Source organism: Micromonospora sp. IBHARD004 (genome assembly GCF_052814115.1).
Genome location: NZ_CP199934.1, coordinates 5,097,437 through 5,112,794, shown reverse-complemented (window position 1 = coordinate 5,112,794; position 15,358 = coordinate 5,097,437). Strand labels below are relative to the sequence as shown.

14 protein-coding genes are annotated in these 15,358 nt (G+C 73.2%); 8 read left to right on the top strand and 6 right to left on the bottom strand.

Annotated features, from left to right (window positions below):
* Positions 1–122 precede the first annotated feature (122 nt).
* The 4 genes from ACTWO6_RS24840 to ACTWO6_RS24825 all read left to right on the top strand — a co-directional run bounded on the left by ACTWO6_RS24840 (position 123) and on the right by ACTWO6_RS24825 (position 2,823).
* Positions 123–449: a hypothetical protein gene (locus ACTWO6_RS24840; RefSeq protein ID WP_425750169.1), complete on the top strand. Its 327-nt coding sequence runs from the start codon at positions 123–125 to the stop codon at positions 447–449.
* 749 nt (positions 450–1,198) lie between these two features.
* Complete coding sequence (locus tag ACTWO6_RS24835) at positions 1,199–1,333, top strand: hypothetical protein (protein WP_446216194.1); 135 nt, start codon at positions 1,199–1,201, stop codon at positions 1,331–1,333.
* An 83-nt stretch (positions 1,334–1,416) separates the two neighbouring features.
* Positions 1,417–1,614, top strand: a complete 198-nt coding sequence (locus ACTWO6_RS24830; protein ID WP_110565749.1) for a helix-turn-helix domain-containing protein — start codon at positions 1,417–1,419, stop codon at positions 1,612–1,614.
* Positions 1,615–1,617: 3 nt separating this feature from the next.
* The gene (locus ACTWO6_RS24825) at positions 1,618–2,823 is read left to right on the top strand and encodes a tyrosine-type recombinase/integrase (RefSeq protein WP_446216193.1); all 1,206 of its coding nucleotides are present in this window, start codon (positions 1,618–1,620) and stop codon (positions 2,821–2,823) included.
* A gap of 81 nt (positions 2,824–2,904) precedes the next feature.
* Here ACTWO6_RS24825 and glnA read toward each other — a convergent pair whose 3' ends face one another.
* Positions 2,905–4,329 carry a type I glutamate--ammonia ligase gene (gene glnA / locus ACTWO6_RS24820; protein WP_446216192.1) on the bottom strand — a complete coding sequence of 475 codons (1,425 nt, stop codon included), beginning with the start codon at positions 4,327–4,329 and terminating at the stop codon, positions 2,905–2,907.
* 254 nt (positions 4,330–4,583) lie between these two features.
* Between glnA and ACTWO6_RS24815 the strand changes: the two genes are divergently transcribed.
* Positions 4,584–4,988, top strand: a complete 405-nt coding sequence (locus ACTWO6_RS24815; protein ID WP_446216191.1) for an RDD family protein — start codon at positions 4,584–4,586, stop codon at positions 4,986–4,988.
* Between the two features lie 205 nt (positions 4,989–5,193).
* On the opposite strand, the gene ACTWO6_RS24810 is transcribed toward ACTWO6_RS24815, so the two are convergent.
* On the bottom strand, positions 5,194–5,883 hold the full coding sequence (locus ACTWO6_RS24810; protein ID WP_446216190.1) for a DUF4191 domain-containing protein: 690 nt from the start codon (positions 5,881–5,883) through the stop codon (positions 5,194–5,196).
* A gap of 216 nt (positions 5,884–6,099) precedes the next feature.
* On the opposite strand from ACTWO6_RS24810, the gene ACTWO6_RS24805 reads away from it, so the two are divergent.
* Positions 6,100–6,270, top strand: coding sequence for a hypothetical protein (locus ACTWO6_RS24805; RefSeq protein ID WP_172875839.1), 171 nt, complete (start codon positions 6,100–6,102; stop codon positions 6,268–6,270).
* A complete protein-coding gene (locus ACTWO6_RS24800) occupies positions 6,267–9,509 on the top strand; it encodes an ATP-binding protein (RefSeq protein ID WP_446216189.1) in 3,243 nt (1,080 codons plus the stop codon). The genes ACTWO6_RS24805 and ACTWO6_RS24800 overlap by 4 nt, the downstream gene beginning before the upstream one ends.
* Before the next feature lie 84 nt (positions 9,510–9,593).
* On the opposite strand, the gene ACTWO6_RS24795 is transcribed toward ACTWO6_RS24800, so the two are convergent.
* The gene (locus ACTWO6_RS24795) at positions 9,594–11,237 is read right to left on the bottom strand and encodes a DUF423 domain-containing protein (RefSeq protein WP_446216188.1); all 1,644 of its coding nucleotides are present in this window, start codon (positions 11,235–11,237) and stop codon (positions 9,594–9,596) included.
* A gap of 60 nt (positions 11,238–11,297) precedes the next feature.
* The gene (lipA, locus tag ACTWO6_RS24790) at positions 11,298–12,344 is read right to left on the bottom strand and encodes a lipoyl synthase (RefSeq protein WP_446216187.1); all 1,047 of its coding nucleotides are present in this window, start codon (positions 12,342–12,344) and stop codon (positions 11,298–11,300) included.
* Positions 12,345–12,702: 358 nt separating this feature from the next.
* On the opposite strand from lipA, the gene aspS reads away from it, so the two are divergent.
* Positions 12,703–13,989, top strand: a complete 1,287-nt coding sequence (aspS, locus tag ACTWO6_RS24785; RefSeq protein ID WP_446216186.1) for an aspartate--tRNA(Asn) ligase — start codon at positions 12,703–12,705, stop codon at positions 13,987–13,989.
* Here aspS and nadE read toward each other — a convergent pair.
* Positions 13,979–14,863, bottom strand: a complete 885-nt coding sequence (gene nadE / locus ACTWO6_RS24780) for an ammonia-dependent NAD(+) synthetase (protein WP_446216185.1) — start codon at positions 14,861–14,863, stop codon at positions 13,979–13,981. The two genes, aspS and nadE, sit on opposite strands and share 11 nt — an antisense overlap.
* Positions 14,864–14,963: 100 nt before the next feature.
* Entirely contained in the window at positions 14,964–15,356 is a 393-nt protein-coding gene (locus ACTWO6_RS24775; protein ID WP_446216184.1) for a VOC family protein, read from the bottom strand.
* Positions 15,357–15,358 lie beyond the last annotated feature (2 nt).

Here is a 15,358-nt window from a genome sequence, read left to right as displayed (position 1 = left end):
GACCGGCCGACCAGCGTCGAGCCCAGTCGACCAGCCAGTCCGGATCTTCTTCTAATCCTCGGGCCGCAAGCGGCCAGTCTCGCTGCTACAGCGCGGGCCGGCCATGTGGGACGCTTTCGCGCGTGGAGGACGCGAAGTCGATCATCGTGCAGGTGTACTGCCGCCTGGAGGTCACAGTCGATGATCCGGACGCTGTGTCGGAGCTTGCCGGGCAGCAGTTGCGGACGGCCGACATCGACTGGTCGAGCGAGCGGGACACCGTGGAGGAGGCTGTCGCTGAGTTGCGAGGCGACTTGGCCCAATCGCTGGCGAGCTTGGTCAATCCCGACCGGGTGTTGGAGGGCGTACCCGGTGTTGAGGTTCGGCGTGGGCGGTGGTGGGCAGAAGTCGGCCCACCGTCTGAGCGGTTTCAGCCGGGCTTTGGCGCGCCAGCGCCAGGCGGAACTTGAGTCGCTTCCGCACAGAACGAGGGTATCGGTGACGTGCCCCGGACGGCGGTCGAGGAGAGCAACCCGACATGCCATTAGCGTGCCATTGGGCCAGGACAGCAGGGGTCAGCCGAGGCCACCAGAGACCGCCGAAACCAGGCCGCCGACGCAGTAGGCAGCCGGATATCGGCAATTCCCAAGCTGCGAGTCCGATTAGACCTTGCCTTTAAGGCGGCCATTGCGGCGCCGGTCTGCGTCCTGGATCCCATGACGAACGGCCAGCCGTATCACGCCGTACAGGACGAGCAAACCGAGGGCCATGGCGAAGAGCAGGTCCCAGAGGGGAGAGCCCTGCGACGACATGGCTGCGAGGGGAGATCCCAACATCATGGCTGGCACAGTAGGCGGCACCCGACGTGTCCGCCATCCCATCAGAGGCGAGCCGTACAGCCAAGTCCGCCAGCCAAGGCCGACGCTCCCCGACACCCGCGGACGGCGTGAGCAGGACCGCGCTTCCCCTACCAGGCCGCTCTGATCTTCTTCTAATCCCCAGGCCATCGCGGGCCGTCCACGCCGACGCTTGACAGCCGCCATTGAGACTCGTCCGGTAGGGCGCTCCACCTTGTCCCCGTGCGGGGAGGCTGGACGGTCTGACGACTGCCCGACGAGGAGATCCGCTCAACTTAGGCCGACTGCTCAGGTAGCACTTCGAACAGCGAAACTCGGCTTAATGTCGAACGATTGCGGCCGGCACCGAGCCGACGACGCTCGTGGTCAACTTCCTGCAATTCGTGGGCGCCGGCTGGCACACCACCGCTGACGCGCTGCTCGCCAATGCGTCCGCCGCAATGGCCCGAGAGCACCAGGACGCCGCCCGGGAGTACCTACAGAGCTTCGTCGCCTGACGCACGATCCAGCGTCAAGCCCACCTTGACACCAAACCGGCCGACTGTCGGCCGCCGCACGCGTTGAATGGAGCACTGGACCGATGAGCACACAGAGGCAGACAAGCGCTGTCGACCGACTGTGGACGGTGGAGGATGTCTCCGCCTTCCTCGGCGTTCCGGTGGGCACCCTGTACCAGTGGCGGCACCGCCGTTTCGGGCCACCAGCGGCCAAGGTCGGAAGGCACCTGAGGTACGACCCGCAGGACGTGCGGTCCTGGGTCGCCGAGCAGGCGGCGTAGGCCATGCCCGTCGATGACCTGTGGTACCTGAACTCGCGGGCGGCTGACGGGACACGGCTGCCGTCGAAACGGCACGGGCGAGGCAAGCGGTGGCGGGTCCGCTGGACGGACAACCTCGGCGAGACGCGCACGCAGTTGTTCGAGCGGAAGGTGGATGCCGACCGCCACGACGCCAACGTGCGCGCCGACCTGAGCCGGGGCCAGTACATCGATGACCGGGCGGGGCGCATCACCGTTGCGGTCCTCGCCTCGCTGTGGCGAGACGCCCAACTCCACACCGACAGCACAACCGTCCGGGTGGAGCATGCTGTCCGGCTCCACGTGCTGCCGGGGCTGGGCCGGCAGCAGATCAAGGATGTCCGCCCGAGCCATATCCAGGGATGGGTACGGGACCGGTCGACGGTCCTTGCTCCGACCACGCTGCGCGTGGTCTACACCTACCTCAGCTCAATGTTCGCCATGGCGGTCCGGGACCGGCTGATCTCGGCCAGCCCCTGCGACAAGGGCATCCGGCTTCCGCCGATCAGCCGGGGGACCCGAGTCCTTCCCACGGCGCAGCAGGTGCACGACCTGGCGCGTCTGCTACCGGCTCGGCTGGCCGCAACGGTCTATCTCGCGGCCGGTTGCGGTCTGCGCATGGGCGAGATCCTCGGCCTGGAAATGGACGACATCGACTTCGATGCGCGAGAGGTGCATGTCCGCCGCCAACTCAAGGTGCTCAAGGGTCGTCAGCCGTTCCTCGGCCCGGTCAAGACGAACACCAGCGCCCGCACCGTCGAGCTACCTGATGTCGTAGCGGTGGCGTTGCGTCAACACCTGGCCGACGAGTGCGACGCGGTCGAAGTCGACGACGACACGGACCGTCGCCGGCCGGTCCGCCGGGCCGCACGCCTGCTGTTCCGGGGTGTCGGTGGCGAGCCTGTCAACGCAGCGACCTTCTCCCGGACGTGGGCGACCGCTCGGGAAGCGGTCGGCCTGCCGGCTCGGTGGGGAATCCACGGACTGCGGCACTACTACGCGACGGTGCTGATCCACGCGGGCGCATCGGTGAAGACGGTCCAGCTCTCGCTTGGGCACAGCACGCCCACCGTCACGCTCAACACCTACGTCCACGAGTGGCCGGACGTGCTCGACCGGACCCGGCTGCTCATTGACGGCGCGCTCGGTCAACACGGAACGGCGGCCACGCCGGCTGTGAGCCGGGCATGACCGCCGTCCGTGAGGTTGTACCCAACCTGTACCCAAGATCAGTGGCAATCCTGTTGGTCCAGGTCAGCGCTTTGATCGGGCTCAGCAGTCGAAGTACATGGCGAACTCGTGCGGGGTCGGGCGCAGGCGCACCGGGTCGACCTCGTTGGCCCGCTTCCAGCCCACCCACGTGGAGATGAGGTCCGGCGTGAAGACGCCGCCGTCGAGCAGGTAGTCGTGGTCGGCCTCGAGCGCGGTGAGCACCTCGGGCAGCGAGCCCGGCACCTGCTTGACGTCGCCCCACTCCTCCGGCGGCAGGTCGTACAGGTCCTTGTCGATCGGCGCCGGCGGCTCGATCTTGTTCTTGATGCCGTCCAGGCCGGCCATCATCATCGCCGAGAAGGCCAGGTACGGGTTGCTGGACGGGTCCGGCACCCGGAACTCGACCCGCTTGGCCTTCGGGTTGCTGCCGGTGACCGGGATTCGGGTGCAGGCGGACCGGTTGCGCTGCGAGTAGACCAGGTTGACCGGCGCCTCGAAGCCCGGCACCAGGCGGCGGTACGAGTTGACCGTCGGGTTGGTGAAGGCGAGCAGCGAGGGCGCGTGGTGCAGCAGGCCGCCGATGTACCAGCGGGCGGTGTCCGACAGGCCGGCGTAGCCGGTCTCGTCGTAGAACAGCGGCTCGCCGTTCAGCCAGAGGCTCTGGTGGGTGTGCATGCCGGAGCCGTTGTCGCCGAAGAGCGGCTTCGGCATGAACGTCGCGGTCTTGCCGTTGGCCCAGGCCTCGTTCTTCACGATGTACTTGAAGAGCTGGAGCTGGTCGGCGGAGTGCAGCAGGGTGGAGAACTTGTAGTTGATCTCCGACTGGCCGGCGGTGCCCACCTCGTGGTGCGAGCGCTCCACGGTGAACCCGGTGTCGACCAGGCGCCGCACGATCGAGTCACGCAGGTCGGCGTAGTGGTCCACCGGCGGCACCGGGAAGTAGCCGCCCTTGTACGCGGTCTTGTAGCCGCGGTTGCCGCCCTCCTCCTCGCGGCCGGAATTCCAGGCGCCCTCGATCGAGTCGATGTAGTAGAACGACTGGTGCGCGGAGGTCTCGTGGCGGATCGAGTCGAAGATGTAGAACTCCGCCTCGGCGCCGAAGTACGCGGTGTCGGCGATGCCGCTCGCCGCCAGGTACGCCTCGGCCTTCTTCGCCACGTTCCGCGGGTCCCGGGAGTAGGCCTCGCGGGTGAACGGGTCGTGGATGAAGAAGTTCAGCGCGAGGGTCTTCTGCGCGCGGAACGGGTCGATGAAGGCGGTCGCGACGTCCGGGAGCAGGAGCATGTCCGACTCGTGGATCGCCTGGAAGCCACGGATCGACGAGCCGTCGAACGCGAGGCCGTCGGTGAAGAGCGCGTCGTCGACGGACTCGACCGGCAGGTTGAAGTGCTGCATCACGCCGGGCAGGTCACAGAAACGTACGTCGACGAACTTCACGCCCTCGTTCTTGAGGTATCGCAGGAGTTCCTCGGGGTTGGCGAACACACGTCCTCCTGGCACGTCCACGGGGTGGCTAGGCTCCTGGCGACGCTATGACCGTGCGGTTGCCCGGCGGTGTCTCCCCTGTTTCCGCCGTGTTACGTCCTCGCGGAGCGTCATCCCGGCCGCTCAGTCACCTCTGTTTCTCCGTTCGGACCATACCGGCTGTAAGGGGTGTCGCGCCAATTGACACCCTTGGTCCGATTTGACGGGGAGAGCCTATCCGGACCCGCCCCCGCCGCTGGCTACCCTTGACCGCTGTGACCAACCCGCATGCCCCGGCGCCGGCGCCGCCCGCCACAGACCCCGACTTCACCCCGCCGAGCCTCGGTCGCCGCTTCGGCGCGCTGGTCATCGACTGGGTGCTCTGCCTGCTGGCGTCCAGGTTCTTCGCCGACCCGGTCCGCGACGGCTGGGCCCCGGTGCTGGTCCTCGTCCTGGAGTACGCCTTCTTCCTCGGCCTCTTCGCCCAGACCCCCGGCATGTACATCACCCGGATCCGCTGCGTCGCCTGGTCCGACGGCGGCCGGATCGGCCTGGTCCGGGCCCTGCTCCGCGGCCTCCTGCTAGCCCTGGTCGTCCCCGCCCTGATCATGGACGAACACCGCCGCGGCCTGCACGACCGCCTCACCAACTCCGTCACCACCCCAGCCCCCCACCCCTGACCCCTCCCTCCCTGCACGCCCCCCCAACCCCAACCCCCCGCGATCTTGCACTTCGTGCCCCGGCGAAAGCCGCGAAACGGGACAGAGAGTGGACCCCAACTGCAAGATCGACGGGGAGAGGGGTGGGGGAGGGAGCGGGGAGCGGGGAAGGGAAAGAGCCGGGCCCGTGAGGGTCCGGCTCTTTCGGGTGCGTGAGGGGTGGGGGTCAGCGGCCCCGGGTCTGGCGGAAGGCGCCGCGCGGGGGGCGCATGTTCTTCGGGATCGCGCCCTTGGGCATCTGCGGGCGGGCGGTGAGCGCCTTGAGCCGCTTGTCCAGGGCGTTGACGTCCTTCGGGGCCAGCGAGCGGGGCAGCCGCATCAGGGTCGTCCGCAGCTTGCGGATCGGCAGCTCACCCTCGCCCTGGCCGATCACGTAGTCGTGCAGCGGGGCGGAGCCGATCACCTTGGCCAGCCGGCGCTTCTCCTGGCCCAGCAGGCCGCGGACCCGCTGCGGGTTCCCCTCGGCCAGCAGGATCACGCCGGGTCGGCCGATGACCAGGTGCACCATGTCCATCTGGGTGGTGGAGCTGACCGCCGGCGTCACCCGCCAGTCGCCGCGCATGCTCTCCATGATCTGCGCCGCCGCGCCCGGCTGGCCCTCGGCGGCGTTCATCATCGCCTTGTTGGACCGCAGGTTCAGCACGATCAGCACGGCGAGCAGGATGAACAGGATGCCGATCGGCACCCAGATCCAGCCCCAGAGGATCACCGCGACCACGGTGAGCGCGAGCGGGATCAGCACCGCCGCGGCGGTCAGCGGCGCGAACCACCGGTCCTGCTTGGCGGTGAACTGGAACACCATCCCGATCTGCTTCAGCCGCTGGCCGAACGAGACCTTCTCCTGGGGCTTTGCCATGCCGAAGAGTCTAGTGGTCCGCGCCCGCCGCGTTGATCCGCGGCCGGCCCTCCGCCCGGCGGGCTGAGTACCTTACGTCGCCACCCCGCCGCTGAGGCCCCCCGGTAAGGAGGGGGAGGGGGTGAAGATCAGGCGGCGGACCCATGCCCCGGGGCCACCTTCGCGCGGAAAGTGAATCTCGACAGCGAGACGACACCGCACGACAGGGGAACCGAGATGTTCGGCAACGACGCAGACTTCCTGCTCACGATCCACCGTACGCACGCCTCCGAGCTGCAGGCCGACGCGGCCGCGGACCGGCTCGCCCGGGCGCTGCCCCGCCGCCACCCGCGCGGCTGGCTGAGCCGGCGGACCCACACCGGCCGCGCCGTCGACACCCGCCGGTGACCGCCACCGCGCTGCCGGCGCCGGCCGCCGGCGGGGCCGCCCCCACGCCGGGGGCGCCCACCGTCGCCGGCCCGAGGCCGGGCGGCTCGGCGGCAGTCGCCCGGAACGCCCGACCGGCCGCCACGGGGGCGGCCGGTCCGGGCCCGGCGAACGCCGACGGCCCGGCGGCCGGGCCGGGCTTCACAGGCCCCGACGGCCCGGCGCCCCGGCCGGCCGCCACCGTCGACCGGTCGCCGGCCGGCCCGGGGCCCGCCGGCACCGGCGAACGGCCCGGGGACCGGCCGGTCGGCGGGGCCGCCGCGGGCGGCGGTCATGGCATGCTCGGTGTCGTGACCGTACGCGCCGCCAGCACCGTCCTCGTCGGCCGCCAGCCGGAGGTGGCGGCGCTGCGCGACGCGCTCGTCCGGGCCCGCGCCGGCGAACCCACCACCGTCCTGGTCGGCGGCGAGGCCGGCGTCGGCAAGACCCGGCTGCTGGAGGAGTTCGGCGGCCTCGCCACCGCCGCCGGTGCCCGCGTCCTGGTCGGCCAGTGCCTGGAGCTGGGCGAGGCCGGCCTGCCCTTCGCGCCGTTCGCCGCCGCGCTGCGGGAGGTGCTGCGCCGCGACGGCGCGGACGTCTTCTCCGGGTACGAGCCGGAGTTCGCCCGGCTGCTGCCGGAGCTGGCCCGGGTGCCGGCCGGGGTCGCCGCGCCGGCCGGCCTGCCCGTCTCGGACACCCCGCGCGGCTACCTCTTCGACCTGGTCGCCGAGCTCTTCCAGCGGCTCGCCGCCGGGCAGCCCCTGGTCCTGGTGATCGAGGACCTGCACTGGGCCGACCGATCCACCCGGGACCTGATCGGTTTCCTGGTCCGGGCGGCGCGGACCGCGCGGTTGCTGCTGGTCTGCACCTACCGCACCGACGAGCTGCACCGCGGCCACCCGCTGCGGCCCTTCCTCGCCGAGCTGGACCGGGCCCGTGGCGTCGAACGCGTCGAGCTGGGCCGGCTCGACCGGGACGGCACCGGCGCCATCCTGGCCGACCTGCTCGGCGCCGAACCCGCTCCCCGGGCCGTCGACGACGTGCACGACCGGACCCAGGGCAACCCGTTCTTCATCGAGGAGCTGGCGGCCGCGGGCGACCCGGTCGGCTGCGCCGCGCTGCCGGAGACCCTGCGTGACCTGCTGCTCGCCCGGGTCGATCGGCTGCCCGACCCGGCCCAGCGGGTGCTGCGGATCGCCGCTGCCGGCGGCACCCGCTTCGCCCACCAGCTCCTCGCCGAGGTCGCCGGCCTGCCCGAGTCCGAGCTGGAGGACGCGCTGCGCGCCGCGGTGGCCGCCCAGCTCGTGGTGGCCGACCCCGACGGCGACTACGAGTTCCGCCACGCGCTGGTCCGCGAGGCCGTCCACGACGAGCTGCTCCCCGGCCAGCACGCCCGGCTGCACGCCCGCTACGCCGCCGCGATCGAGGCGCAGCCGTACCTGGTGGCCGCCGGTCGCGCCCCGGCCGAGATCGCCCACCACTGGTACGCCGCCCACGACCACCCCCGCGCCCTGGTCGCCGCCCGCGCCGCGGCCCGCGCCGCCGCCGACCGGTACGCGTACGCGGAGCAGAGCCGACTGCTGGAACGGGTGCTGGAGCTGTGGGAGCTGGTGCCCGACGCGGCCGACCGGCTCGGCATGGACCACCTCCGGGTGCTCGAGGAGACGCTGTCCGCCGCCACCACCGCCGGCGACTACAACCGCGCCGCCACCCTCACCCGGGCCGCGCTGGCCGAGGTGGACACCGCCGCCGAGCCGCTGCGCGCCGCCCGCCTGCTCGACCGGCGGGGGCGGCTGCTGGCGCTGCTCGGCAAGAGCGACGGCACCGCCGAGCTGCGCGAGGCGTACCGGCTGGCGGCCGGGGTGCCGGACGGCCCGGAGCGGGTCGGGCTGCTCGCCGACATCGCCGCCCATCTGGTGAAGATCGATCCGGCGCAGGCCGCCTCGGTGGCCGCCGAGGCGATGGCCGCGGCCGAGCGGATCGGCGTGGACGTCGCGCTGCTGCCCACCCGGATCGCCCTGCTCTGCCGCACCGACAGGGCCCCCGACCTGGGGCTGGCCGAGCTGCGCCGGGCGGAGGCCGCGGCCCGGGCCACCGGCAACGCCCCCGTCCTGGTCAGCGCCCTGGTCCACCTCTCCGACGTGCTCTTCGAGCTGGGCTGCTACTCCGAGTCGGAGCAGGCCGCCGCCGCCGGGGTGAGCGAGGCACGCCGGGTCGGGATCAGCCGCTCCACCGGGGCGTACCTGCTGTCGAACCGGGCCGAGGCGCTGATCGCCCTGGGCCGCTGGGACGAGGCCGACGCGGCCTGCGCCGAGGCCGCCCGGATCGACCCGCCCGGCGTCTCCGGCCTGCACTGGCTCCAGCTCCGGGCCGGGCTGCGGCTGGCCCGGGCACACCCGGCCGCCGACGAGCTGGTCGGCCGCGCGCTCGCCTTCCTGGCCCGGCCGTACCTCTGGCCCAACCACCGGCTCCCGCTGCACGAGCTGCGCGTCGAGGCCGCACTCGCCGCGGACGACAAGCTGGCGGCGGTGAAGGCGGCGCGTACCGCGCTGGCCGACGAGCGCCTGCCCGACCTGCCCCGGGAGGGGTGGCCGGTGCTCAGCGCCGTCGCCCGCGCCGCCGCTCTGGCCGGGGACGCCGACCTCGCCGCCGACGTGTCCACGATGGCCGCCGCCCTGCCCGCCCGCTATCCGGCGGAGCGGGCGCACGCCGCCCAGGTCGCCGCGATCCTGGCGACCGGCGACGCGGCGCTGCCGGCCTGGCGGGCGGCGGTCGAGGCGTGGCGGGCGGTCGGGCAGCCGTACCCGCTGGGTCGGGCGCTGCTCGGGCTGGCCGAGGCGGCCGCCGCGGCCGGGGAGCGGGACGCGGTGGCCGCGGCGGTGCCGGAGGCCGCCGACCTCGCCGCCCGGCTCGGTGCGACACCGCTGGCCGAGCAGGCCGCCGTCCTGGCCCGCCGGGTCGGGCTGCGCGGCGGTGGCCGTCCCGGCCCCGACCTGCTGACCAGCCGGGAGCAGGAGGTGCTGCGGCTGGTCGCCGAGGGGCACAGCAACAGCCGGATCGCCGAGCGGCTCTTCATCTCGCCGAAGACGGCCAGCGTGCACGTCTCCCGGATCATCGCGAAGCTGGACGTCACCAACCGGGTCGAGGCCGCCGCGTTGGCCTACCGCCTCGGCCTGCTGGACCGCCCCACCGCGACCGTCCCACCGCCGCGCGCCCGGTAGCCACCCGTCCCGGCCGGCCGCCCTGCGCCGGCGGTAGCCACCCGGGCAGGCCAGCCGCGCGGGAGGTCGGCCGCGCGCCGTCGGTCAGTCGCGTGGGAGGTAGACCCGCCAGCCCTGGACCCTGACCACGTCCAGCCCGCCGGGATCCGGGCCGAGCCGCTGGTCGAGCCGGGCGGCCAGCGGCGAGCCGTCCGGCGCCACCCAGGCCGCCCGGGGGTCGGCCTCCACCGCCCGTCGGTACGCGGGGTACCGGTCGAAGCCGGGGCGCAGCTCGTCGTCGACCACCGCGCAGACCACGTCCTCGCCGCTGGCGAAGGTGAGCCGGTTGCAGGTCCAGTAGTCGGCCCGCGCGTGCCGTACCCCCAGCACGTCGAGGGTGTCGACCAGCGCGCGGTGCCGGTCGGCCTCCGCGTGGGTGGCCGGTACGGCGCCGATGGCGGTGGCGGTCGCGAATCCCGTCGTGCCGAGCATGGCGGCCAGCACGGCGGCCGCCGTGACCCGGGCGGCGGCCCGGCGGCCGGCCTGCGTGGCGGCCCGGAGCGGCCAGAGCAGGGCCGGGGTGGCGATCGCCAGGCAGGAGAGGTAGCGGGCGCTCTCCACCGGGGTCCGCCCGGCGGCACTGCTCGCCACGTACGCCCCGAGCACCGCCACCGCCCCCACCAGCAGCGCCAGCCGCACCGCCGCCGCGGCCCGCCGCCCGACGGCGGGATCCGCCGACGGCGACGGCGACGGCGACGGCGGGAGTGGGTGGGGCGGTGACGAGGCGGCGGCCGGTGCGGGCGCGCGGAGGGCGCGCCAGGCGGAGAGCCCGGCGAGCAGCAGCAGGACAGGGAGCGCGAGGGCCCACCAGAGCTGCCAGGTGGCGCAGTGGCTCGGGGAACAGAAGCCCATGCCCAGCGGCGGGCCCAGCACCAGCCCGCCGTGCAGCCGCTCTCCCCAGCCGGCCGCCGCGTCCCCGCCGCTCGCCGCGAGAACGGCGGCGAAGGGGTCCCGCCCGTGCCGGAGGCTGTCGAGCAGCAACGGCGCCGCGCCGAGCAGGGTCGCCGCCAACGCCACGATGCCGGCCCGGCCGGCCAGCTCCCGCCGCCGCCACGCCACGAGCACCACGCCGGTGCCGCCGATGTACGGCAGCAGCAGCGGATCGACCCAGACCATCAGCCCGGAGATCAGCCCCCACGCCGCCCAGCGGGGCAGCCGGGCGCCCGGCCGCCCGGCGCAGAGGTCCAGGGTGAGCAGGGCCAGCGCGACGCCGGCCGGGTTCAGCTCGGGGTAGCCGCCGCCGGCGATCAACTGGTTCTTGACGATCCGGTCGGAGCCGAGCGCGAGGAGGCCGACGACCAGCAGGGCGAACCAGCGGTCCCCGCCGAGCCGCCGGGTCAGCCGCCAGACCAGGAGGAGGAAGAGCGCGTAGAGCCCGAGGATGGGCAGCCGCAGCGCGAGCACCGACGGCCCGGTCAGCGCGAGCAGCGGCGCGGCGAGATACGCCTCCAGCGTGCCCATGTACGCCTGCCCGTAGAACCAGACCGGGAAGTCCTGCCCGCGGGCGATGTGCAGGGCGGCGAGCCCCATCGTCGCCTCGTCGCTGTTGGTCGGCGGCGCGTCGGCCAGCAGCAGGGCGAGCCGATAGCCGACCCCGGCGACGCCGACGAGCAGGGCGAGCAGCACCGGCAGCCGGGGCGTACGCGGGCGGACTGCCCCACGCGGCTCCTGGCGTACCCCGGCGGTCATGCCTGTGATCATGGCATCCGGGCACCGGCGGACGGCCGGTGACGCGGCATCTTCCCGGCCTCAGCCGGCGGCCACGACCCCCTCGCGGGCCTCCAGCGCCTGCTTGTAGAGCCGCCCGGCCCGGTACGACGAGCGGACCAGCGGGCCGCTCATCACGCCGGCGAAGCCGATCTCCTCGGCCTCCTCGCGCAGCTCGACGAACTCCTCCGGCTTGACCCAGCGGGTCACCGGGTGGTGCCGGGGGGACGGACGCAGGTACTGCGTGATGGTGATCAGCTCGCAGCCGGCGTCGTGCAGGTCGCGCAGCGCCTGCGACACCTCTTCCCGCTCCTCGCCCATGCCCAGGATCAGGTTGCTCTTGGTGACCAGGCCGTCGGCGCGGGCCTGCCGGATCACGTCGAGGGACCGCTCGTAGCGGAACGCCGGCCGGATCCGCTTGAAGATCCGCGGCACCGTCTCGACGTTGTGCGCCAGCACCTCGGGACGGGAGCTGAACACCTCGGCGAGCTGCTCGGGGACGGCGTTGAAGTCGGGGATCAGCAGCTCCACGCCGCAGCCGGACTGCAGGGCGTGGATCTGCCGGACCGTCTCGGCGTAGAGCCAGGCGCCGCCGTCGGGCAGGTCGTCGCGGGCGACGCCGGTGATGGTGGCGTAGCGCAGCCCCATCGCGGCGACCGACTCGGCGACCCGGCGCGGCTCGTCGGCGTCGAACTCGGCCGGCTTGCCGGTGTCGATCTGGCAGAAGTCGCAGCGCCGGGTGCACTGGTCGCCACCGATGAGGAAGGTGGCCTCCCGGTCCTCCCAGCATTCGTAGATGTTGGGGCAGCCGGCCTCCTGGCACACGGTGTGCAGCCCCTCGCGCGAGACCAGCCCGCGCAGTTGGGTGTACTCCGGCCCCATCTTGGCCTTGACCTTGATCCACGGCGGCTTGCGCTCGATCGGCGTCTCGGCGTTGCGCGCCTCGATCCGCAGCATGCGCCGCCCCTCGGGGGCGACCGTCGCGGTGCGCGCAGCCTGCTCAGTCGTCGGCGCGGAGTGCTCGATGGTCACAAAAACGAGCCTACGCCCGACGGTGGGCGTCGATGAACGTCGGGCGACCGCCGTCACGCCGTAGATGTTGTGACACCGGACACCGAGGGCCGAAAAATTGTCGTCACACCGGCCCGGCCCGGTGCTAACGTGCCCGGCAAAGCTGTGACGGAGCCGAGTAGCGCACCGACCCGCCAGCCCAGAGAGCCGCCGGTTGCTGGAAGGCGGTCTGGCGCCGGCGCGCGAAGACCCTCCCGAGCTGCGGGAAGAACGGCGCGCCCGCGCGCCCAGTAGAGCCCGCCCGGCTGGCCCCGGTCATCAGGCGACGAACGAGGCTCCCGCCCAGGCGGGGGCGAAGGTGTGGTGGCACCGCGAGGTTCCCGCTCGCCCACACCTCCCGGGGATCGCGTTGCGATTGATCGAGGAGGTAACCGCCGTGCAACGCATCCTGTCCTCCCAGCTCATCCACCGGGTCGGCGAAACCGTCCGGATCGCCGGCTGGGTGCACCGCCGCCGGCTGCTCAAGTCGGTGGCCTTCCTGATCGTGCGGGACGCCGCCGGCCTGGCCCAGGTGGTGGTCACCGACCCCGCCGCCCGCGCCGCGCTGGAACAGCTCACCGAGGAGACCGTCGTCGAGGTCACCGCCACGGTGGCTGCGAACGCCGCCGCGCCCGCCGGGGTCGAGCTGACCGACCCGGCCGTACGCCCGCTCGGCCCGCCCGCCGTGCCGCCGCCGTTCGACCTGTACCGGCCGGTGCTCACCGCCACCCTGCCCACCCAGCTCGACCACGCCCCGACGGCGCTGCGGCACCCGTCCCGGTCGGCGGCGCTGCGGATCTCCGCGGCGGCGGTGGCCGGCTTCCGGGCCGCCCTGGACGCCCGCGACTTCGTCGAGATCCACACCCCGAAGGTGGTGGCCTCGTCCACCGAGAGCGGGGCGAACGTCTTCGCGCTGGACTGGTTCGGCCGGCCCGCGTACCTGGCCCAGTCGCCGCAGTTCTACAAGCAGCTCATGGTCGGCGTCTTCGAGCGGGTCTACGAGGTCGGGCCGGTGTTCCGGGCCGAGCCGCACGACACCGTCCGCCACCTGGCCCAGTACACCTCGCTCGACGCCGAGCTGGGCTTCGTCGCCGACCATCGGGACGTGATGCGGGTGCTGCGGCACACCCTCGCCGGGATGCTCGGCGCGGTGACCGAGCGGGCCGGTGGCGCGCTGGCCACGCTGGGGGTCGAGGCGCCGGCGGTGCCGGACGAGATTCCCGCCGTGCACTTCACCGAGGCGCTGAAGATCGCCGGGGCGCCGGCCGACGAGCCGGACCTCGCCCCGGCCCACGAGCGGGCGCTGGGGGAGTGGGCCCGGCGGGAGCACGGCTCCGAGTTCCTCTTCGTCACCGGGTACCCGATGGCGAAGCGGCCCTTCTACACCCACCCCGACCCGGCGCGGCCCGCCCACTCCAACGGGTTCGACCTGCTCTTCCGCGGGCTGGAGCTGGTCACCGGGGGGCAGCGGCTGCACCGGTACGACGACTACCTCGCCGCCCTCGCCGCGCGCGGCGAGCCGGTCGAGCCGTACGCCGGCTACGTGGACGCCTTCCGGCACGGCATGCCGCCGCACGGCGGCTTCGCCATCGGCCTGGAACGCTTCGTCGGCCGGCTCACCGGCGCCGCGAACATCCGCGAGGTGACCGCCTTCCCGCGCGACCTGCACCGGCTCACCCCGTAGCGGTACGCGTCGATCCGGCGACGGCCGGGCCGACGCGGCCCACCCTTCCCCTACGGCGTGACCGGCAGGCGGCGCTTGTGGTCGGTCGCCCGGTAGCGGGCCACCAGCGCCTGCTCGACCTCCGCCGGGACCGGCCGGCCTCCAGGTAGTCGTCGATGTGCTCGTACGCCAGGCCGAGCGCGTCCTCGTCGAGCTTGCCCGGGTCGAAGCTCTCCAGGTCCGCGGTGGGCGCCTTGCCGACCAGTTCGGCGGGGGCGCCGAGCGCCGCGGCGATCGCGCGCACCCGCCGCTTGGTCAGCCCGGTCAGCGGTACGACGTCGGCCGCCCCGTCGCCGTGCTTGGTGAAGAAGCCGGTGACCGCCTCGGCCGCGTGGTCGGTGCCGACCACCAGCCCGTCCATCGCCCCGGCCACCGCGTACTGGGCGATCATGCGCTGACGGGCCTTGATGTTGCCGTGGACGAAGTCCTGCTGGGCGGCGTCCCGGAAGGTCAGCCCGCCCGCCACCAGCGCGTCCAGCGCGGCGTCGCTGGCCGGCTTGACGTCGACCGTCAGCACCCGGTCGGCCCGGATGAACTCCAGTGCAGCCTGGGCGTGGTGCTCATCGGCCTGCACCCCGTACGGCAGCCGCATCGCGACGAAGATCGCCGGGTGGCCGGCGTCGCGGGCCCGTTCGGCCGCGAGCTGGCAGAGCCGACCGGCGGTGGTGGAGTCCACCCCGCCGCTGATGCCGAGGACCAGCGCCTTCAGCCCCGTGTCGACCAGGCGGTCGGCGAGGAAGACGACCCGGCGTTCGATCTCCCCTGCGGCGTCGAAGGTCGCCGCCACCTGGAGTTCGTCGGCGATCTGCTGCTGCATCGACATCACGTCGGTCATCGGGGGTCCTTCCGTCGGCGCCTCGTGTCGACAGCAGCCAACCCTTCCCGGGGACGGGCGGTCAATCGGGTTGAGACCGGGTCGACACCTGCCTGCGCGGTCAGGCGGGGCCGAGGAGGTCCCACGGGTTGCCGGCGAGGTCGCGGAAGACCGCCACCCGGCCGTACGGCTCGGTGCGCGGGGGCTTCACGAACTCGACGTTCGCCTCCCGCATCCGGCGGTAGGTGGCCTCGAAGTCGTCGACCTGGAGGAAGAAGCCGACCCGGCCGGCGGTCTGGTCGCCGACCGCCGCCTCCTGCCGCTCGCCGTCGGCGCGGGCCAGCAGCAGCCCCGTCCCGCCGCCCGGCGGGCGGACCACCACCCAGCGCTTCGGCCGCCCGTCGTTGGTGAGCGAGGGCTTGTCCTCGGCCAGCTCGAAGCCGAGCACCTCGGTGAAGAAGTCGATGGCCGGGTCGTAGTCGGCGACGACGAGGGTGACGAGATCGATGCGCACCC

Bases quoted from the DNA above. Each gene is read 5' to 3' on its own strand.
- ACTWO6_RS24830 (WP_110565749.1), top strand. From the start codon at position 1,417: ATGAGCACACAGAGGCAGACAAGCGCTGTCGACCGACTGTGGACGGTG.
- ACTWO6_RS24810 (WP_446216190.1), bottom strand. From the start codon at position 5,883: ATGGCAAAGCCCCAGGAGAAGGTCTCGTTCGGCCAGCGGCTGAAGCAG.
- nadE (WP_446216185.1), bottom strand. From the start codon at position 14,863: ATGACCGACGTGATGTCGATGCAGCAGCAGATCGCCGACGAACTCCAG.
- ACTWO6_RS24795 (WP_446216188.1), bottom strand. From the start codon at position 11,237: ATGACCGCCGGGGTACGCCAGGAGCCGCGTGGGGCAGTCCGCCCGCGT.
- ACTWO6_RS24825 (WP_446216193.1), top strand. From the start codon at position 1,618: ATGCCCGTCGATGACCTGTGGTACCTGAACTCGCGGGCGGCTGACGGG.
- ACTWO6_RS24805 (WP_172875839.1), top strand. From the start codon at position 6,100: ATGTTCGGCAACGACGCAGACTTCCTGCTCACGATCCACCGTACGCAC.